This is a genomic window from Rhizobium arsenicireducens, assembly GCF_964021225.1.
On sequence record NZ_CAXHYK020000001.1, the window covers coordinates 2,226,944 to 2,246,656 of the forward strand.

Consider the following 19,713-nt stretch of genomic DNA (forward strand, 5'->3'; position numbering starts at 1 on the left):
TTGTTAGTTGCCTGGCAGTGTGGTCCACCCCGCCTCAGCGGTCAACGAGAACCGAGCACTTGGCGTGGCGCACGACGCGGTCGGCGGTCGCGCCGATCAGGTAATTTCCGAGGTCCGGGAGATGCGAGGCGACGAGAATGAGGTCGGCGCCGTGCTCGTTGGCGGCGGCGAGGATCTCGCGGGCCGGCGCGCCGGTGCGCAACTCGATGCGGGCGGCGATCCCGGTCTTTTCCTTGAGTTCGACCAGCTTGGCCTTGGCGTCCTTGATCGCGTCCTCGACGACATTGACCGGCAATTCGATGGTAATGTAGCCCGGCATGTCCTCGATCACCGTCATCAGGATGATCTCGCCGCCGGCATCGAGCAATTGTGCCGCCTTGCGCAGGATCTTCTCGCCCTTGTCGAGCGCGCCGCAATCGACCGGAACCACGATTTTCTTGTACATATTCGTCTCCTTGTAGCGCGGCCGTTCAGACCCGCCTCCCTCTCTAGTGTTCTTACAATCGGTCCTTAGCGGACGCCCTGCATTGATCAAGATCAATTTTGGCATGCGCGATTGTCAACACATGCCGAACGATAAATCTTCGAAACCCGATCTTTCGTGAACGATCGAGACAGGCCATATTTACTCCAGACACAGCAAACCACAAGGACCGAAGATGACCCGGATCAAGCGCCGAACGATGCTCGCGCTCGCAGCCGCATTCTCCGCCGGGACGACCCCGGCCCGGTCCGCCACAGGAGCCAATGCCATGACCGCCACAGGCAATCCAGACACGCAACAGAGCTTTGCGCTGACCCGGCCGATTCATGTCGGCACCGCCCATCTCGCCGTCTCCGACATCGACCAGGTGCGGCAGTTCTACGAGACCATGCTCGGCCTGACAGTGATTGAACAGGGCATGAGCGGCGTGGTGCTGGGTGCGGGCGCGCGTCCGCTTCTGACACTCACCACCCGCGCCGACGTGCGCCGCGCGCCGCGCAATGCCGCCGGCCTGTTCCACACGGCCTTCCTGATGCCCGATCGCAACGAGCTGGGCCACTGGCTGGCCCATGCCGTGGCGCAGGGCGTAAAGCTGGACGGCGCCTCCGACCATCTGGTTTCCGAGGCGATCTATCTGAGCGATCCGGAAGGCAACGGCATCGAGGTCTACCGCGACCGCGCGCCGGACGAATGGGATTTCCACGCCGACGGCACGGTGGAAATGGCAACGCTGGCGCTCGACCTGCAGGGGCTCTACGACAGCGCGCCGAAGACCGCCTGGGGCGGCATGAGCGACAAGGCGGCGATCGGCCACATGCATCTGCAGGTGGGCAATATCCCGGAGGCCGACCGCTTCTACGAAGGTGTGCTTGGTCTCAAGAAGATGGCGACCTATCCGGGCGCAAGCTTCTTCGGCGCCGGCACCTATCACCACCACATCGCCGCCAATATCTGGAACAGCCGTGGGGCAGTCGCGCGCGAAGGGGCGATGTCGGGCCTGTCCGACTATTCGCTGACCTTCAACGACCAGACGGCGCTCGACACGGCGCTGTCCACGCTGGAGAGCCTGGAGATCCCTGTGGACCGCACGGCGGAAGGCCATGCGCTGAAGGACCCCTGGGGCATCGGGCTTACGCTCAAGGCGGCGTGAGGGCGGCCGAGGCCAATACATATTCGCTGGGCGGGCAGCCGACCCGCCGGCTGAAGGCTGTACTGAAGGCGCTCGCCGACTTGTAGCCGACCGCCTCGGCGATTTCGTCCAGCGAACCGCCGCGGCGTATCAGGGCATCCTTGGCCAGCGCCATGCGCCAGTTCAGAAGATATTCGACCGGCGCGACACCCACCGCCTCGCAGAAACGCCGGGCGAAGACCGAACGCGACATGCCGACGCGCCGGGCCAGTTCGCCCACAGTCCAGCCACGGGCGACGTCCGCGTGGATGTGCCCGAGCGCCTGGGCGAGTTGTGGATGCGCCAGGCCTCCGAGCAGGCCGACCGGTGGCGAAAAGGCCGCTGCCTCGCGCCGCAGGATCTCGATCAGCATGACCTCGATGAGGCGACAGAGGATCGCATCGCGGCCCGGCCTGTTCTCGGCCGCCTCCTCCCGGACGATGGCGACGAGCGTATGGAGGCGAGAGGCCGCCTGCTCGGTCGAGCGCACGCAGACGAAGCGCGGAAGCAGGCCGGTGAGCAGGTCGGCATTGGCCGGATCGCAGTGAATGAGGCCGCCCAGTATGCGGGTCTGCGGGGCGAGGTCACGATCGCCGACACGCACTTCGCCATCCACCCAATGGGCCGCCTTGAAGGCATCGTCCGACAATTCCGTCTTCTCCCCCGGCGCGCTGACGAACGAGTCTCCGAACGGCCGCGCCGAGAGGATGTAGTCGCCCGCGCTCAGTTCGAGCGGTGCCCCTTCATCCGCCTGGAACCAGCAGCGGCCTTCGGTGACGAGGTAGAACGTCGGGCCGGGCTGCTGCGGCACGCGCACACCCCAACTGCCGGTGCCGGCCATGCTGCCAAGAAGCACGGTTGCCGGACGCAGCAGGCCTATGACATCGGTCAGCGCATCCATCGGGACGATCCATAATGAAATTCGGACTTTGAATTATAGAAAAGAGCATTCAGGCACGCTAGTCAAGCCTGGCAACCAAAAAGGAGCCAAGCACATGACCAAGACCATTCTCATTACCGGCTGCTCGTCAGGCCTCGGAAAGATGACTGCCCGACACTTCGCCGCAAACGGCTGGAACGTGATCGCCACCATGCGCAAGCCGGACGGCACGCTGGCGAGTGAATATCCCGAACGGATACTGGAAGCCGCCCTCGACGTCGTCGACACTGCCAGCATCGCCGCGGCGATCGCGGCCGGCGTCGACCGCTTCGGCGGGCTCGACGCCGTCGTCAACAATGCCGGCATCACCATGATATCGGTCTTCGAGGCGACGCCGGCCGAAGCCATCCGCCGCATCTTCGAGACCAATGTCTTCGGCACGATGAACGTAATCCAATCGGCCCTGCCGCACCTGCGCCGGCGCGGCGGCGGCACGATCGTCAATGTCAGTTCGGGCGTGGGCATTGCCGCCGTGCCGCTGCTGTCGATCTATGTCGCCTCGAAACAGGCCGTGGAAGGTCTGACGGAATCGCTGTCCTACGAGCTGGAATCGCAGAATGTCCGCGTCAAGCTGATCGAACCCGGCGCGATGCTGGCCACCAACTTCGTCGGCACCGGCATGGCGGCATCGCAGGCGGCGCCGGTACCGGCCGGCTACCAGGCCTATTTCGACCACGCCCTGCAGTCGATGGTCGACTATCCCTTTCCCTCGACGGCGGAGCAGTCGGTGGTCGAGGCGATCCATACCGCAGCGAACGATGGCTCCCAGCGCTTGCGCTACGTGGTGGGTCCGGATGTGGAAGAATATGCACGCCTCAGATGGTCGACCTCGGAAGAGCATTATCTGGCCGGAATGCACGCACTCACGGGCCAGACAGCCTGGCGCGCAAAGGTCTGATGATTGTCCGATCACTGCAATGACGCGCCGGTGATACGACCCCGGATGTTGATGAATTGGTGGCTGTGCCGTGGCAACGGCGCGGCCCTTATTCTGGGGGCCTGCCGCCCGTTGCGAAGCCGGACGCATCGCCGCTGCCATCCCCGATGGAACACTCCGCCCACTTCCGCGTTGTGGCGCAGATGTATCGGGGATTTTCGAAATGAATGGCAGGGCGAAGGGGTCGGAAACACGCCGGGAGGCGATGGAGAACGCCGCCTGGGCCACCGAACGGGCGCGCCGCAAGACACCCCACCGCATCAAGGTGCGCAAGACCGCGCTTGATCTTACGCTGATCTGGGCCGTGATCGGGATCTTCCTCATCCTCGCCGTCGCCGCGGTCTATCTTGCGTCCAGCGTGCTGATGCCGATCACGCTCGCCATCGTCATCGGCCTGATCCTCGGGGTCGCGGCCGACCGCCTCGGTGCGCTCGGGATTCCGCCGATGGCGACGGCGGTGATTCTCACCTCGCTTTTCGCCCTGCTCCTGTTCTTCATCGCCAATACGCTGGCGGCACCGCTTGCCGAACTGGCGGGCGCAGCCCCCGGCATGATCGAGCACACCATCGCGCGGGTGCTGCCCTATCTTGAGCGCTTCGAATGGCTGAACATCAGCGCCGCCACCTTCCGTTCCGGCCCGCTGACCCCGGACGCGCTGATCGAGAACATGGGCACCGTGCTTTCGACACTGGCGAACCGCGTGACGCCGGCCCTGGTGCAAGGCATGATCTTCTTTGGCGCGCTTGTCTTCTTCCTCGGCAGCCGCCTGGCGCTCAGGCGCGCGCTGATCATCGCGTTCAACGATCGCGCCCGGCGGCTTTCGGCGATTCGCATCCTGAATTCGATCGAGCAGGCGCTCGGTTTCTATTTCGCCACCGCCACGCTCCTCTACGCCGCGACGGGTGTGATAATGACGCTGATCGCCTGGATCGGCGGCCTGCCCATGCCCGCGCTGTGGGGCCTGTTTGCCTTCCTGTCGAGCTTCGTTCCCTATCTCGGCATCGCCGTAATGACGCTTTCTCTGGCGATCGCCGGTTTGCTGATCCATGATGGACTGCTCTTGGCGCTTGCACCCGCGATCGGCTTTTTCACCGTGCATTCGATCATTGAAAACCTGGTCACGCCGGCGGTCATGGGGCGCCGGCTGGAGATCAACCCCTTCATGATCTTCGTCGCGATCATCTTCTGGACCTGGATGTGGGGCGCAATCGGCGCGGTGCTGGCGGTGCCGCTGTCGCTGATCGCCCTGACCATCGCCAGCGAATTGCTTCCGCAGAGCCGCGTGCGGCCGAACCTGCCCGGCTGAAATCGGCACAGCAATCGCGGCTCTGATCCGCCCATGTGAAGGCAGATAATAATTTTGGCGGACTTGACGTAAATCAAATTATATCTACGAAACTTCGTACATACTACTTCTCATATATTTTACAGCAAATGGGAGGTTGCTTCATGGCGCATGTCGTCGTTCTCGGTGCCGGTCTCGGCGGCACCATCATGGCCTACGAACTCAGAGATAGCCTGTCGTCCAGCGACAAGGTGAGCATCATCAACAAGGGCTCGAAATATTCCTTCGTGCCGTCCAATCCCTGGGTGGCCGTCGGCTGGCGCGACCGGGACAGCATCGAGGTCGACCTGGAGCCGGCCTGCAAGAAGCGCAATATCGGGCTCTACCCGCAGGGCGCCAAACGGCTGCATGCCGCCGAAAGCCGCATCGAACTGACTGACGGTACGTCCGTCGACTACGACTATCTCGTGATCGCCACCGGCCCGGAACTCGCCTTCGACGAAATCCCCGGCTTCGGCCCGGAAGCCAACACCCAGTCGGTCTGCCACATCGACCATGCGCTCTCGGCCAAGACCGCTTTCGAAAAGCTGGTCGCCAATCCCGGCCCGGTGGTCATCGGCGCGGTCCAGGGTGCATCCTGCTACGGTCCGGCCTATGAATTCGCCTTCATACTGGAAAAGGCGCTGCGCGACGCCAAGGTGCGCGACAGGGTGCCGATGACCTTCGTCACTTCGGAACCGTATATCGGCCATCTCGGCCTCGACGGCGTCGGCGACACCAAGGGCCTGCTGGAAAGCGCGATGCGTTCCAAGCATATCAAGTGGATCTGCAATTCCAAGGTCCAGAAATTCGAGGCCGACAAGGTGACGGTCGAGGAGGTCAACGAGGACGGCTCGACCAAGACCATCCATGAGGTGCCGTCAACCTACACGATGATGCTGCCTGCCTTCCGCGGCGTGGAAGCGGTGCGCGATATCGAGGGGCTGACCAATCCGCGGGGCTTCATCCTGGTCGACAAGCACCAGCAGAACGGCCAGTACCCGAACATCTTCGCCGTCGGCGTCTGCATCGCCATTGCTCCGACCGGCAAGACGCCGGTTCCTGTGGGCGTGCCGAAGACCGGCTTCATGATCGAGAGCATGGTGACGGCGACCGCCAAGAACATTACCCGCCTCGTCAACGGCGAAAAACCCAATGCCCAGGGCACCTGGAATGCGGTCTGCCTCGCCGACTTCGGCGACGGGGGCATCGCCTTCGTGGCCCAGCCGCAGATTCCGCCGCGCAACGTCAACTGGGCGTCCGAGGGCAAGTGGGTGCATGCGGCCAAGATCGGCTTCGAGAAATACTTCCTGCACAAGATCAAGAGCGGCCATTCCGAGCCCTTCTACGAGAAGCTGGCGCTGCAGGTTCTCGGCATCGACAAGCTGAAGGCCGTCAAATTCGACGACTGACCGTTCCGCTGGCGCATGTCTCTCTGCCGGGAGACATGATGCGGTGCGAAGATGCCGGCCGGCGGACACGTTCCGGCGATCGGCTCAGACTGCCTGATGCGCGTCGTCTGCGGCTCCACCGGCGAGACGTTCGCTCGCCTCGGCTGCACTCATCGGCTTGCCGAACAGATAACCCTGCACATAACGGATGCCCGCCGAACGCACGGTTCGCAGTTCCTCTTCCGTCTCGACCCCCTCCGCCAGGCATTCCACGCCGATATTGGCCGAGAGATCGGCGATCGCCCTTAATATGGTGTGACCAATGGCATCGTCCTCCGCAAGACGGGTGACGAAGCAGCGATCGGTCTTGATCCGGTGCAGCGGGAAACGGTGGATATAGGCAAAGCTCGAATAACCCGAACCGAAATCATCGAGCGCGATCCGGCAGCCCATGCCGGCAAGCACGACGAGCGAATCCCGCGCCCGCTCGAAGTCGGTCATCACCACCGTCTCGGTGATCTCGAAGGCCAGCCGCTCTGGGTCGATGCCGCTGTCGCGGACGATGCGGCAAATATTGCCGATCGAGCGGTTCGACACGAGGTCGAGCGCCGAGAGGTTGAAGGAAAGCGAAACCTCGGCGGGCCAGGTCACAGCGGCGGCGAGCGCCTTCTCGAGCAGGATCCCCGTAACGCGCTCCATTAACCCGGTGCGTTCTGCTGCCGCAATGAACAGGTCCGGGCTCACCTTGCCAAGCGTGCAACTGTCCCAGCGCGCTAACGCCTCAAAGCCCGATACGCGCTGCCGCATGAGGTCGAATTGCGGCTGGAAGACGACGGAGAGTTCCTTGACGAGATCGCTGCCGCGCAGCGTCTGCTCGATCCGTCCAAAATCGTTCATTTCCGCCTCGTGGCGCTCGGAGAAGACAACCACGTCGCCGCGGGTCGCGCGCTTGGCCTGGTAGAGGGCATGATCGGCCCGCTCGTAGATCTGCCGTACCGTGTCACCGTTGGCAGGGTAGCGGGCGAAGCCGACAGATCCGGAGATCGAGATAGGGATGTCGGCAATGACGAAAGGTCGTCGCAACGTGTCGCAGATCGATGAGCCGAGATGGATCAACCCGTCCTCGGAGAGCGGCAGTTTGGCAGCTATCGCGAACTCATCGCCTCCGAGCCGCGCGACCAGACAGTCAGGTGGACAAACACGGCGGATTCGGCGGCCGACCTCGACCAGCAGGTCGTCGCCCACTGCGTGGCCATAGAGATCGTTGACCGGCTTGAAACCGTCGAGATCGACAATGCCAACCTGAACGCTGGCGCTCGGCACTGGATCGCCGCCAATCCACTGTTCGAGGGTGGCGAAAAAATTGCGGCGATTGGGCAGGCCGGTCAGCGCGTCGAAATCGGCCTGCAACTCGGCACGTTCCCGCAGCCGCTCCGCGAGCAGGCGCGAACAGACCGCTTTCGAGATCGCGCCGCGCATCAAGATGGCGAGCCCGATCGCACTGAAAGCCCCGGCAAGACTGACGAAGGAAAAGTAGAAGAAGGGCTCCCTGCCGAGGAGATAAGCGAGCACCAGCATGGTGGTCAGTGTCATCACGCTGACACCCGCCACCACGCGCATACTGATCCCGACCGTCGAGGCCAGCATCATCAACAACAGGAAATAGATCAGGTTCGACGGGTGAAAATCGACATAGAGCACGGCGCAGGTGTTCAGATAGATCAGCATCAGCACGCTCACGCCGATCAACTCGAGCCGGGCGAAGCTCGCCTCCTCCAGCCGCAGCGACCAGCGAAGATAGAGCGCAGCCGCAGCCGTCGATGCCGACAATGAAGCCAGCAGGGCTGCGTCCGCAGGCGATCGAAGCAAGACATGCGGGATGCTGATAACCAGATAGAAGACGATGACGGGGACGAGGAAGCCGCGGATGATCGGCTGGAACGCGCGCGCCATGCCCTCGCGCATCGCGTCGGGCGAAGGCTCGACGGCATCGCTGTGAGATCCGAGGATCGCTTCCGCCGCCAGGTGGCGGCCATGGGGCACGAGGGTCATAGGCGATCCGCAAGGTGTCAGGAAAATCGAAAGCACCGTGTCCTGAACCAGCCCTCATGCCACGCGGGATCACAACCGGATCCATTCAGACCTGCAAGATGTAGCAGGCATCCGTTAAGGGATCATTGACGCATCAGCGAAGCCTGTTTGAGTATCCTCGAACAGATCCCGCACGGCGACATCACGCCAGGAGGCGGCCTCTGGGCCTTGATGGAGGGCAGATCCCGCTTGCCGGGCGCCTTTTTGAACAGGTCATTGGGCACGTCTTTGACAGGCTGCCTGGGGTCCACACAAGCAACCGTTGGGAGTTCGTCGGTGCAGCCGCAGCACGGCTTACTCCCCTCTAACCGCTCGCCTCGATACCCACAAATTCATAGTGGGGGAGCCCAGATCATATCTTGACAAGTTTGTTCATGTTTGCAATTTGAGCGCATAAATTATGACTTATACAGTCCACTTTTGCGAAAGGCTTCCGATGTCCCCTCGTCGTCTTCCCCTCAGCCTGGCAGCCGTCATCGGCCTTTCCAGTGCAGCGCTCGCCGATCCGATTACGCTGACGGACCAGGCGGGGCGCACCGTCACGCTGCCGAAGGCGGCCGAGCGCATCGCCTCGATCCCGATCCCGATGGCCTCGACCATCATCGCCATGGACGGCGGCACCTCGAGGCTGGTCGGCATGAACCCGACCGCCAAGAGCGCGATCGTCGAGGGCGTGCTGGGCAGGATCTTCCCGGAAGCCAAGGACATTCCCTCCGACATCACCGCGCCGAACTTCATCCCGAATGTCGAGGAACTGGCGGCGACCAATCCGGAACTGGTCATCCAGTGGGCCGACTACGGCGCCGACCTCGTCGACCCGATCAGCAATGCGGGGCTGAACGTCGCGCTTATTTCCTACGGCACCGAAGAGAAGACCCGCGACTACCAGGAAATGGTCGCAACCGCGATGGGCAAGCCCGAGCGAGCGGCCGCGATCAACGGCTGGCGCGACACGGTCGTCCAGGAGATGACGGAGAAGGCCAAGGCCATTGCTGCCGACAAGCGCCCAAAGGTGCTCTATCTCGGCCGCGCGCTCGAGAACCTGACCGCCTCCGGCAACAAGGGCAATTACAGCGCCTGGCAGATTGAGCTGGTCGGCGGGGTGAATGCCTCGGACTCGGTCGAGGGCAACGGCACGACGATCAGCCCCGAGCAGATCGCCGAATGGAACCCGGACGTCATCCTGCTCAACAGCTTCGAAGCCAAGCTCGGTATCGACCGGATCTACAACGATCCGATCCTGTCGCTGACCAAAGCCGCGCAGGAGAAAAAGGTCTACAAGATGCCGCTCGGCGGCTATCGCTGGGATCCGCCAAGCCAGGAAAGCCCGCTGACCTGGATGTGGCTCGCCAATCTGCTGCATCCCGACGTCTTCCATTACGACCTGCGGGCCGAGATGAAAAAGGCCTACAAGGCGCTCTACAACTACGACCTCGGCGATGACGACATCGACGGCATCCTGTGGACGCAGATGCAGGGCGACGCCACCCACTACGCCCAGTTCAAGGCCAAGTGATGAGTGCGGTGGTGACGGAACCGGTCCGGCGCGGTATCCCGGTCATGCGGATCGGCGTGTTCGGCGCCCTCCTCATCGCCCTTTTCGCCTCGATGCTGTTTGCCATCGGCGCCGGCCGCTATTCCGTCAGCGTGCCGCGCATCATCGACATCCTGATGGCCGGGGCCATGAACCCCGGCCTCGCACCGGCCCAGATGGACGAGCGCATCGTGCTTCTGGTGCGCCTGCCGCGCGTGCTGCTCGCGGCGCTTTCCGGCGCAGCGCTCGCCGTCGGCGGGGCAGCTCTCCAGGGCGTGTTCCGCAATCCACTGGTCTCGCCGCAGGTGCTCGGCATCAGCCAGGGCGCGGCCTTCGGCGGCGCGATGGCGCTGCTGTTCGGCTATTCCGGCGTGGTGCTGCTGGGGCTTGCCTTCGTCTTCGGCCTGTCGGCGCTGATCCTCGTCGGCACGCTTGCCCGTATCAACGGCCGCACCGAAGTCATCACCGTCATCCTCTCGGGCATGGTGATCGGCGCGCTGTTCGGGGCCCTGGTCTCGATCATCCAGTTCATCGCCGATCCCAACACCTCGCTACCCGCCATCGTCTACTGGCTGATGGGCTCCTTTGCCACCGCCACCTGGGCGAGGCTCGGGCTTGCCGTTCCCGGCATGGCGATCGGGCTCATCATCGTCTTTGCGCTGCGCTACCGGCTGAACCTTCTGGCGCTCGAGGACTCGGAAGCCCGCTCGCTCGGCGTCAATCCCGACCGCGAACGCTGGTACATCTTCATCGCCATTTCGCTGATGACCGGAACCTCGGTCGCGGTCGCCGGCATCGTCGGCTGGATCGGCCTCGTCGTGCCGCACGCCGCGCGGATTCTCGTCGGCGAGGACCACCGGGCGCTGATCCCCGCTTCGGCGATCATCGGCGCCGCCTATCTCACCTTCATCGACACGCTGTCGCGCACGCTGACTTCGGCGGAAATCCCGCTCGGCGTGCTGACCGCACTGATCGGCGCGCCGGTCTTCGCCGTGCTGCTGCGCAAGCATTTCAAGGAGGCGAACCGCCCATGATCGGCCTCGACAAGGCATCCGTCGCGTTTGGTCCGCGCACGCTGTTCAAGGACATCAGCTTTTCCGTGCCGGTCGGCCGCTCGATGGCGATCCTCGGACCGAACGGCCGGGGCAAGACCACGCTTTTGCGGGCGCTGCTCGGCTTCCAACCGCTCGCCTCGGGCAAGCGCCATGCGCCGAAGGTCGCCGGCTATGTGCCGCAGCATGGCGCGTCGCAGGCCAAGCTCTCCGGCCTCGACGTCGTCGTCATGGGGCGCGCGGTGCGGCTCGGCCTGTTCGGCCAGCCCTCTGCCGACGACCGGGAGGCGGCCGAAGCTGCCCTGGTGCAGGTCGGCGCCTGCTCGCTTGCCACCCTGCGCTATGACCGCATGTCGGGCGGCCAGCGGCAGATGGTGCTGATCGCCCGGGCGCTCGCCACCGGCTCCCCTGTGCTGGTGTTCGATGAGCCCACCTCGGCGCTCGACCTCGGCAACCAGGCGAAGACGCTCGAACTGCTGGATACGCTGAGGCTCCGGCGCGACTTCGCCATCATCTTCACCACCCATGACCCCAACCACGCGCTGGCGGCCTCCGACGATGTTCTTCTGATGATGCCGGGCGGCGGGGAGATCCACGGCCCGGTTGCGCAGATGATCGAGCCGGACAAGCTCTCCGAACTCTACGGCGTGCCGATGCGCTGGGTCGAGGTCAACGGTCCCACGGGCGAGACACGACGGGCGATCCTGCCCGCTTTTTCCGGAACAGAGGCAGCATGAGTACGATCTATCTGAAATCCGCCTATGGCAAGCCCTCGCCGGGCATCATCGAGGCCGTGGCGCGCGGCGAGGCCGTCATCGTCGAACAGAACGACCTGACGCGGGAGATCCTGTCGGCCCACACGGGCCTGATCACCGGCCAGCAGCTCGACCAGGACGCCATGCTCGCGCTCAAGCCGGCGCTCAAGGCCTTTCTCGATCGCGGAGGCCGGTGGTTCTTCAACGGCCACATGGTGCGCCCGCTCGTCGACGGCATGGCGCAATACCGGCCGATCGCAGAGCCGAAGCGGGCCGACTTCGACCTTGCCGCGGTCAATCCGCACCCGATCTATGATGGCATCGACCTGAAGAAGCTGGAGACCAACAAGGGTGTCGCCGGCTTCTACGGCCGCGGCTGCAATCCGCTGCCCGAAGGCGCCGTTGCCGTCAACGGGCTAGGCGCCGCCAAGGTCCCGGTCGACTGGGTCTGGGCACGGCCGAGGGGCGGGCGCATCTTCTCCCATTCCGGCAACGACCTCGCCGGCATGGGCCTCGAATGGGGGCTGGCGCCAGAGCTGTCCGCGCGTATCCTCGCCTGGGCGAACGGCGGCCTGTGCTTCGATCCCTGGCCGGCAAACCCGGCCAGGCCGGAGGAAATGCTGCCGCTTTCGGAGCCGGATGCGTATGGCGGCCATCGCACCTCGACCCGCTCCGGCCGGCGCATCGTCGCCCCCTCGTCGGGCACCTATTACAATATCCGCGGCCTGGAAGGTCCGCTCTACACGCAGGCCTTCGACGTGATCTGCACGCCGGAACAGCTCGGCGACGTGCTGCGGCCGGATGACATTCTCTGGGTGCCCTGCCGCACCCCCGCGCAGCGGATGATCGCGCAGAAGGACGTCGTCGCCCGCCATCTCGAGTTCGGCGGGACTGTCGTTGCGCTCGGCGAGAGCCGGTCGGACCTCTGGTTGCCGGCCGTGGAATTCACCGAGACACCGACGAACTGGTGGTGGTGGCTCGAACCGTCGGCCGATCTCGGCGTCCGGGTGACCGAGGCGGCCGCCTCGCATCCGTTGATGCAGGGCATCGGCGACAAGGATGCGACATGGCATCTGCATGGCTGGTTCGTTCCGCCGGAAGGCGCGACCATTCTTGCCCACGACGGCGAAGGCCGGCCGATCCTCTACGAGGACAAGGTCTCGACGCCCGGCACGATGATCCTCTCCTCGCTCGATCCGATGTTCCATCACGGCTCGCATTTCATGCCGGCGACGACGCGCTTCCTCGACCGGTTCGTTCCCAACCTGAGGGCCTATGCCCATGTCTAACGAGATCACCGTCCTCGACAACGGACACCCGATCAGCTTCACCTTCGACAGCATCAACGCCTATCACGGCGGCGGTTTCCCCGGCGGCGTGGCGCATGCGCTGAAGGCCATGCAGGCGGCCTTTCCGCTTTTGTCGGATACGCCGCTCGAGCGGCGCGAGGTGACGATCCTCACCGCCTTTTCCGGCCACGGCGGCCGAGACGCGCTGGAAATGGTCACGCGCGCGCTGACAGACGGCAGGCTCACCGTCGACAGATCGATCGGCGGACATGACGTGATCTCCGAACCGCCTGGGCCTTACGTCTTCCGCTTCAGCTATCGCGGCAAGACGGTCGAGGCGGTGATCAAGCCCGGCCATGTGCGCGCCGAATTCGTCACCCTCGGCGCCAAGGCCGACAAGACGCCGGAGGAAATCGCCCGCCACGAAGAGCTGAAAGCCGAAATGGCCAACCGCCTGCTGCCGCTCGCCGGGGGCGAAGTCTATGCAGTTAGGGTGATCTGAGGGTGGACCTTTCCGCCCGCTCGCGGCAGAGAGGTCCCCCGAGCTCCGGCCGCGCCTTGAAATTGATGCCCATTTGAGCTACATCCTTCTCAATAAAAGAAGGATGCTCACAATGGCAGCAAATGCTTATATCCGGGCGCGGATCGATTCCGCATTGAAGGACGATGCGACCGAAGTGCTCGACAGTCTCGGACTGACGGTTTCCGATGTGATGCGCATGATGCTGACGAGGATCGCCCGCGAAAAGGCTCTCCCGATTGAATTGACCCGACCGAATGCGGAGACTGTCGCCGCGATTGAGGAAGCGCGCGCCATCAAGGCAGCGCGGCGGAACCGCTTTGCGACGGCCGAAGAACTGATCGGTTCAATCGAGGCTGGAAACGGTGCGCCATAAGCAAGGCAAGAGCAAACCGGCTTCATCGAAGCCGGCTTCGCTTCCTCGCTGCTCGGACCATACGAAGCAATTCGTCAGAGACTGGAAAAGTCTCAACGATTCCGGGCGATACGACATGGTCAGATTGAAGGAGGTCATGGGCCTTCTCGTTGCGAATGATGCACCTCTTCCGGCGGAATGGAAGGATCACCAGTTGACCGGGGAGTGGGGAGATCACCGCGAGTGCCACATTGGCGGCGATTTCCTCTTGATCTACACGCTGGACGAAAAGCAAAATCTGGTTGTTTTCACACGAGCCGGGACGCACTCCGAACTTTTCAAGTAGAGGTCACTCACGGCCGCAGATGAATTCGCGCCTGTCACACGACTGTCATGGCCCGCGCCTATGTCCGGCCATCCCTTTCATGACGTGTCGAAAATGCCCTCCCAACAATCCTCACCCCTCCTCCGCTTCGGCCTGGTCGCCGATCCGCAATATGCGCCGATCGAGCCCAATACCCGCCTCAACCGTCACTATGCGCAAAGCCTCGGCAAGCTCGAAGCAGCCATCGCGCGGTTCAACGGCGAGGATCTCGACTTCGTCGTGACGCTCGGCGACGTGATCGACCGGGACTGGGAGAACTTCGACCGTATACTGCCGCTCTACGACACGCTGCGCCACGCGCATCACATCCTGCCCGGCAATCACGACTTCGCCGTCGCCTCCGACAGGCTGGCGGACGTCCATGCCAGGCTCGGCATGCCGGCGCCCTATCACGATTTCGCCGTCAACGGGGTCAGGCTGATCCTGACCGACGGCAACGAGATCTCGCTGTTTGCCCCGCCACTCGACGATCCGCGCCGGGTCGAGGCGGCCGAACGGCTGGCCTTGCTCACGGCGGCGGGTGCTGCCAATGCGCAGATGTGGAATGCCGGCATGAGTGTGGCGCAGGTCGCGTGGCTGGCCGAACGGCTGAAGCTGGCGGAAGAGGCCGGCGAGCGGGCGATCGTGTTCGGGCACTATCCGCTCCACCCGTCGAGCGACCACAACCTGTGGGGCGCCGAAGAGGTGTCCGCGCTGATCGCCGCCTCGCCTTCCGCGATCGGCTATTTCTGCGGCCACAACCATGCCGGAAATTACGGGCCGCTGAACGGCACGCATTTCGTCAACATCAAGGGCATGGTTGATACCTTCGACGAAAACGCCTTCGCGATCGTCGCCCTCCATGCCGACCGCATCGAGATCACCGGCTTCGGCCGCGAGGAAAGCCGCGTCCTCGCCCTCTAGAGCGTTTCCTGGCTCGATTGAAGCATTCTGTTGGCTCAAACGGAGTCGGATGGTCGCCCGGACGGCGCGCGTCGTAGCCACGCCCTACGGCCAAGCCGGCCGGGCGATCAGGCGGCCCGCTTCAGCCAACCCGAAGGGCCGAGCATCTTTCCGCCAGGGCAAAGGCGATCGGCTCTGCCGTACCATGGGGTATGCCCTTCGCCAATCGCCTTTGCCCTGACGAAAACCTGCTTCGGCAGAATGCTTCAATCGAGCCAGGAAACGCTTGTCTTATGACTATTTGTGCTTCTTCGTGAGATAAGGAAGCGCCGGAGAGGACGGCCATCCTCTTCCGGCGATGGGGGACGGATCGTGGAAATGCAGGCCGCCATTCATCGAGTGCCGGGCCGAGCTAGAGTGTGATCGCCCCCATCTTTTCCAATCGTCCTGAACGGATACCCGAGTTTCGGGCTCGGATGACAAGCATAGGAGGCGGAAAAGATGACGGATATTACCATCGGCGCGGACATCTCGAAAGACCATATCGACCTGCACAGCCTGCCAGACGGTCAAAACTTGAGGGTGGGCAATGACCGCAAGGGTTTTGCGGCCATTCTCAAATGGATCGGCGCAAAGAGCGTGGAGCGCATCGTCTATGAACCCACCGGCCCCTACCACAAGGCCTTCGAGCGCTTCATGGCCGCAAATGGCTTGCCGCTCTCCAAGGTCAATCCCCGCCTTGCCCGGCGCTTTTGCGAAGCCACCGGCAGGCTTGCCAAGACGGACCGGATCGATGCCGAACTGCTGGCCCGCTACGGGACGCTTCTTGAACCGCGCATCCTGCAGGCCAATACACAAGACCATAATGATCTGAAAGAGTTGCATATGGCGCGGCTGGCGCTCGTCAAAGACAGGACCGCCGCGAAGAACAGGGCCAAGAACCTTTCCAGCCCGCTGCTGAAGAAACACAACGTCGAAAGGCTCAGGCAGATCGAGCGCCAGATCAAGGCCGTGGACGAAGCCATCATGGCCTTGATTGCCGAGGACGCATCCCGCAAGGCTAGGTTCGACATCCTCGTCTCAATTCCGGGCGTGTCACAGGTCACGGCTTTTACACTTCTCATCGAGATGCCTGAACTGGGCGAACTGGATGAGAAAGCCGCAGCCGCACTCTCCGGTCTTGCGCCGGTGAGCCGCCAGTCCGGACGATGGACCGGACGCGCTTTCATTGCTGGCGGCAGGGCCATCGTCCGCCACGCGCTCTACATGCCCGCCCTCGTCGCTTGCCGCTTCAACCCAGATCTCAAGGCAAAATACGACGACCTCGTCAAAACAGGAAAGCCACCCAAGGTCGCCATTACAGCCATCATGCGAAAGCTCATCCTCCTGGCAAACGCACTTCTGCGAAACAACAGGAAATGGATCCCAAAACCCGCTTGATCAAAACGGATACTCTAGGCAGGCGCGGCAACGCCGCTGCTCGTCCAGCCGCTGGTCCAGAGTTCACGCAAGCCATTGCCCTCGCCCAAAAAGAAATCCCCGAGCGGCTGGCAGTCCTCGACCCGGTCGGCGCGGAAGTTGCGGATCGCCTGGCGCAGTTCGCACCAGGCGACGATGACGGCGGTGGCCGAATAATAGATGAGCGCCAGCGGCCGCACCGTGCGTTCCGTCGCATTGCCCCATTCGTCGCGATAGTCGATGAGCAGCTTGCGCTCGTCGCGGATGGCGGCGCGGACCAGGGCGAGGTCGATCCCTTCCGGCACTGGGGCAGCCGAACCCCAGGCATGCAAGGCCTTGCTCTCAAGCACTTGGCGCAGCGGTTCCGGCACGGCGGCGGCGATCTTGGCGTTGACCCGGCGGGCCGCCTGTTTCAGCGCGGTATCAGCCGTGCGCTCCAGCAGCGCCAGGCCGAGCACGATCGCCTCGGTCTCTTCCACCGAAAACATCAGCGGCGGCAGGTCGAAACCGGGGCGCAGGATATAGCCCAGGCCGCGCTCGCCCTCGATCGGCACGCGCATGGCCTGCAGGGCCGCAATGTCGCGATAGATCGAGCGCGGCGTCACCTCCAGCTGCTCGGCGATCTCGGCCGCGGTGACGACGCGGCGCGACAGCCTGAGGATCTGGATGATCTCGAAGAGCCGCGACGCCTTTCGCATTTTCCTCTCCCCGACTAAATCGCTACTGACACAAGGATGTCAGTTAGCCGGGCTTATGGAAAGGCGAAACCGGCTGGTTTTTTAGTCGGAAGACGCAACTCCGCGTTTCGAAACTTCCAAGGATACTGACATGAGTTACGCTGACACCCTCTGGCTTTTCCTCGTGCTGATCGCCGGCATCATCATCGTTCCGGGCATGGACATGCTCTATGTGCTGGCGAGCGCGCTGTCGGGCGGGCGGCGCGCCGGGCTGGTCGCCACCTCGGGTATGATGACGGGTGGCGTGGTGCACACGCTCTACGGCACGCTCGGCACCGGGCTGTTGCTGGCGCTCGCGCCCAGGCTGTTCACGCCGATCCTGATCGTCGGGTCGCTCTATATGATATGGATCGGACACACGCTGGTCAGGAGCGCGATCACTGTTGATACGGTCGAGCGGATGGATAGAGGCGCGCTGTGGCAGACCTTTCGCCGCGCCGTCGCCACCTGCCTCTTGAACCCCAAGGCCTATCTGTTCGTCATCGCCGTCTATCCGCAGTTCCTGAAACCGGTCTACGGGCCGATATGGCTGCAGGGGCTGGTTCTCGGGGTGATGACGATCGTCACGCAGGCGCTCGTCTATGGCAGCGTGGCGCTGGCCGCCGACCGGGCGCGGGCCACGCTGACGAGTAATCCGGCGGCGACGATCTGGGTCGGCCGGACTGCGGGCGGGATGCTGATCGCGGCGGCCGCGCTCACGCTGTGGCACGGGCTCGGCACAGGCTGAGGCGTCGGGGAAACGCAGCAATTCATGATATTTATCATATAATTGGAGGAAGGCCCCCACTTCACCTGAATGTGACTTCATTCCTGTCGTACAATTTTGCAAACATCATCCGGCGCATTTCTGCAATCCAGCCGCCGGTCCGCCCGGCCCGCCATCATGGAGAAACCCGATGAAGCTGAAACTTGTTATGGCCGCCGCCATCGTCACCGCGCTCGGAATGACCGCCGCGACCGCCGCCGACGAGCCGCAGGTCGTGCGCCAGGAAATGATGAAGAAGGTCGGCAGCGCGGTCGGCGCCCTCGGCGCGATCGTCAAGGGAGAAAAGCCGTTCGACGCGGAGGTCGTAAAGGCTTCGCTGACCACCATGGCGGACGTGGCCAAGGATTTCCCGAACCATTTCCCGGCCGGAACGGAAGTGGGTCTGGACACCGAGGCCACGACGAAGATCTGGGAAACCCCGGAGGACTTCAAGGCAAAGTCTGACGAGCTCGTCAAGGTGGCCGAAGCCCAGCTCGCCGCCATGCCGACGGACCAAGCCAGCACCGGAGCGGCCATGAAGGCCGTCGGTGCGACCTGCTCGAGCTGTCACGAGACCTACCGCCTGAAGAAGTAAGCCCTAAGAGACGATCCACCGGCGCCGGCCCCTCGCATCAGCAGCGAGGTGTGCCGGCACCGCGTTTTCCGCAAGCAGAGAAAATCGAGGTTGGAGGTCGCCATGGCATCGAAATGGCCGAAACGGCTAGGCGCATTGGTGGCGCTCGGCGTGGTCGGCGGAGCGGGCTTCCTCATCGTCACGGCACCTCAGCGCCAGCACGCCTCCGTCTGGGCCAATCTCGGCGAGGCGGACCTCGAAAACGGCCGACGCATCTTCTTTGCCGGCGGTTGCGCCAGCTGTCATGCCGCAGCGAAATCCGAGGGCGACGCAAGGCTCGTACTCTCGGGCGGCGCGCCGCTCGCCAGTCCGTTTGGCACCTTTTATGCGCCCAACATATCGCCATCCCCGACCGCCGGCATCGGCGCATGGACGCTTGCCGAATTCGGCGATGCGATGACGCGCGGGGTCGGGCGCGACGGCGAGCATCTCTATCCTTCCTTCCCCTATGGCTCCTATGCCCGCATGGCGCCGAAGGACATCAACGACCTCTACGGGTTCATGAAGACGCTGCCAGCAAGCGACGTAGTAGCGCCCGAGCACGAACTGCCCTTCCCGTTCAACATCCGATATTCGCTCGGCGGCTGGAAGCTGCTGTTCTTCGACGAGCAACCGCGCGTGACGATCGCTGAAGCTGACGAAAAGGTGAAGCTCGGCCAATACCTGGTCGAGGGCCCGGGCCATTGCGGCGAATGCCACACGCCACGCAACGCGCTCGGCGGCTTCAAGGACGGTCAATGGCTGGCCGGCGGCCCGAACCCGGAAGGCCAAGGCACCATCCCCAACATCACCCCCGGCTCGAAGAGCATGGGGGCGTGGTCGGCCGGCGACATCGCCTCCTATCTCGAGACCGGATTTACCCCCGACTTCGACAGCGTCGGCGGCTCGATGGTCGAGGTGCAGAAGAACCTGGCCGAGCTTTCCGCCGCCGACCGCGAGGCGATCGCCGCCTATCTGAAGGCTGTGCCGGCGGTGAAGTGATTGCAAAATCATGGCGGGCCGCGTCTTGTCCGATCTCCGTCCCAAGAGCTA

At 63.6% G+C, this 19,713-nt stretch carries 20 protein-coding genes; 16 read left to right on the forward strand and 4 right to left on the reverse strand.

Annotated elements, in window-relative coordinates:
* Positions 1-34: 34 nt before the first annotated feature.
* Positions 35-445: a universal stress protein gene (locus ACWPVA_RS11070; protein ID WP_454287739.1), complete on the reverse strand. Its 411-nt coding sequence runs from the start codon at positions 443-445 to the stop codon at positions 35-37.
* Positions 446-668: 223 nt separating this feature from the next.
* Between ACWPVA_RS11070 and ACWPVA_RS11075 the strand changes: the two genes are divergently transcribed.
* Entirely contained in the window at positions 669-1,634 is a 966-nt protein-coding gene (locus ACWPVA_RS11075; protein WP_454289573.1) for a VOC family protein, read from the forward strand.
* On the opposite strand, the gene ACWPVA_RS11080 is transcribed toward ACWPVA_RS11075, so the two are convergent.
* On the reverse strand, positions 1,621-2,553 hold the full coding sequence (locus ACWPVA_RS11080; protein ID WP_454287740.1) for an AraC family transcriptional regulator: 933 nt from the start codon (positions 2,551-2,553) through the stop codon (positions 1,621-1,623). The genes ACWPVA_RS11075 and ACWPVA_RS11080 overlap by 14 nt on opposite strands.
* Before the next feature lie 94 nt (positions 2,554-2,647).
* On the opposite strand from ACWPVA_RS11080, the gene ACWPVA_RS11085 reads away from it, so the two are divergent.
* The 3 genes from ACWPVA_RS11085 (at position 2,648) to ACWPVA_RS11095 (ending at position 6,265) form a co-directional block, all read left to right on the forward strand.
* Positions 2,648-3,490: an SDR family oxidoreductase gene (locus ACWPVA_RS11085; protein ID WP_454287741.1), complete on the forward strand. Its 843-nt coding sequence runs from the start codon at positions 2,648-2,650 to the stop codon at positions 3,488-3,490.
* A gap of 202 nt (positions 3,491-3,692) precedes the next feature.
* Positions 3,693-4,835 (forward strand): AI-2E family transporter, encoded by a 1,143-nt coding sequence (locus ACWPVA_RS11090; RefSeq protein WP_454287742.1) that lies wholly within the window; start codon positions 3,693-3,695, stop codon positions 4,833-4,835.
* Between the two features lie 143 nt (positions 4,836-4,978).
* Complete coding sequence (locus tag ACWPVA_RS11095; RefSeq protein ID WP_454287743.1) at positions 4,979-6,265, forward strand: NAD(P)/FAD-dependent oxidoreductase; 1,287 nt, start codon at positions 4,979-4,981, stop codon at positions 6,263-6,265.
* 84 nt (positions 6,266-6,349) lie between these two features.
* Here ACWPVA_RS11095 and ACWPVA_RS11100 read toward each other — a convergent pair whose 3' ends face one another.
* Positions 6,350-8,296 (reverse strand): putative bifunctional diguanylate cyclase/phosphodiesterase, encoded by a 1,947-nt coding sequence (locus ACWPVA_RS11100; RefSeq protein WP_454287744.1) that lies wholly within the window; start codon positions 8,294-8,296, stop codon positions 6,350-6,352.
* Between the two features lie 475 nt (positions 8,297-8,771).
* Between ACWPVA_RS11100 and ACWPVA_RS11105 the strand changes: the two genes are divergently transcribed.
* The 9 genes from ACWPVA_RS11105 to ACWPVA_RS11145 all read left to right on the forward strand — a co-directional run bounded on the left by ACWPVA_RS11105 (position 8,772) and on the right by ACWPVA_RS11145 (position 16,547).
* On the forward strand, positions 8,772-9,851 hold the full coding sequence (locus tag ACWPVA_RS11105; protein ID WP_454287745.1) for an ABC transporter substrate-binding protein: 1,080 nt from the start codon (positions 8,772-8,774) through the stop codon (positions 9,849-9,851).
* The gene (locus ACWPVA_RS11110) at positions 9,851-10,903 is read left to right on the forward strand and encodes a FecCD family ABC transporter permease (RefSeq protein ID WP_454287746.1); all 1,053 of its coding nucleotides are present in this window, start codon (positions 9,851-9,853) and stop codon (positions 10,901-10,903) included. Before ACWPVA_RS11105 ends, ACWPVA_RS11110 begins: the two co-directional genes overlap by 1 nt.
* On the forward strand, positions 10,900-11,658 hold the full coding sequence (locus ACWPVA_RS11115; RefSeq protein WP_454287747.1) for an ABC transporter ATP-binding protein: 759 nt from the start codon (positions 10,900-10,902) through the stop codon (positions 11,656-11,658). Before ACWPVA_RS11110 ends, ACWPVA_RS11115 begins: the two co-directional genes overlap by 4 nt.
* Positions 11,655-12,965 (forward strand): hypothetical protein, encoded by a 1,311-nt coding sequence (locus ACWPVA_RS11120; RefSeq protein ID WP_454287748.1) that lies wholly within the window; start codon positions 11,655-11,657, stop codon positions 12,963-12,965. The genes ACWPVA_RS11115 and ACWPVA_RS11120 overlap by 4 nt, the downstream gene beginning before the upstream one ends.
* Positions 12,958-13,467, forward strand: a complete 510-nt coding sequence (locus tag ACWPVA_RS11125; RefSeq protein ID WP_454287749.1) for a hypothetical protein — start codon at positions 12,958-12,960, stop codon at positions 13,465-13,467. Before ACWPVA_RS11120 ends, ACWPVA_RS11125 begins: the two co-directional genes overlap by 8 nt.
* Positions 13,468-13,579: 112 nt before the next feature.
* The gene (locus tag ACWPVA_RS11130) at positions 13,580-13,861 is read left to right on the forward strand and encodes a type II toxin-antitoxin system RelB/DinJ family antitoxin (protein WP_454287750.1); all 282 of its coding nucleotides are present in this window, start codon (positions 13,580-13,582) and stop codon (positions 13,859-13,861) included.
* Positions 13,851-14,186, forward strand: a complete 336-nt coding sequence (locus tag ACWPVA_RS11135) for a type II toxin-antitoxin system YafQ family toxin (protein WP_454287751.1) — start codon at positions 13,851-13,853, stop codon at positions 14,184-14,186. The genes ACWPVA_RS11130 and ACWPVA_RS11135 overlap by 11 nt, the downstream gene beginning before the upstream one ends.
* A gap of 93 nt (positions 14,187-14,279) precedes the next feature.
* Entirely contained in the window at positions 14,280-15,128 is an 849-nt protein-coding gene (locus ACWPVA_RS11140; RefSeq protein ID WP_454287752.1) for a metallophosphoesterase, read from the forward strand.
* A 480-nt stretch (positions 15,129-15,608) separates the two neighbouring features.
* The gene (locus ACWPVA_RS11145; protein WP_454286697.1) at positions 15,609-16,547 is read left to right on the forward strand and encodes an IS110 family transposase; all 939 of its coding nucleotides are present in this window, start codon (positions 15,609-15,611) and stop codon (positions 16,545-16,547) included.
* Positions 16,548-16,561: 14 nt separating this feature from the next.
* Here ACWPVA_RS11145 and ACWPVA_RS11150 read toward each other — a convergent pair whose 3' ends face one another.
* The gene (locus ACWPVA_RS11150) at positions 16,562-17,263 is read right to left on the reverse strand and encodes a helix-turn-helix transcriptional regulator (RefSeq protein ID WP_454287753.1); all 702 of its coding nucleotides are present in this window, start codon (positions 17,261-17,263) and stop codon (positions 16,562-16,564) included.
* A 130-nt stretch (positions 17,264-17,393) separates the two neighbouring features.
* Between ACWPVA_RS11150 and ACWPVA_RS11155 the strand changes: the two genes are divergently transcribed.
* The 3 genes from ACWPVA_RS11155 to ACWPVA_RS11165 all read left to right on the forward strand — a co-directional run bounded on the left by ACWPVA_RS11155 (position 17,394) and on the right by ACWPVA_RS11165 (position 19,662).
* Positions 17,394-18,029 (forward strand): LysE family translocator, encoded by a 636-nt coding sequence (locus tag ACWPVA_RS11155; RefSeq protein WP_454287754.1) that lies wholly within the window; start codon positions 17,394-17,396, stop codon positions 18,027-18,029.
* Between the two features lie 169 nt (positions 18,030-18,198).
* Entirely contained in the window at positions 18,199-18,642 is a 444-nt protein-coding gene (locus tag ACWPVA_RS11160; protein WP_454287755.1) for a c-type cytochrome, read from the forward strand.
* Positions 18,643-18,744: 102 nt separating this feature from the next.
* The gene (locus tag ACWPVA_RS11165; RefSeq protein WP_454287756.1) at positions 18,745-19,662 is read left to right on the forward strand and encodes a c-type cytochrome; all 918 of its coding nucleotides are present in this window, start codon (positions 18,745-18,747) and stop codon (positions 19,660-19,662) included.
* Positions 19,663-19,713 lie beyond the last annotated feature (51 nt).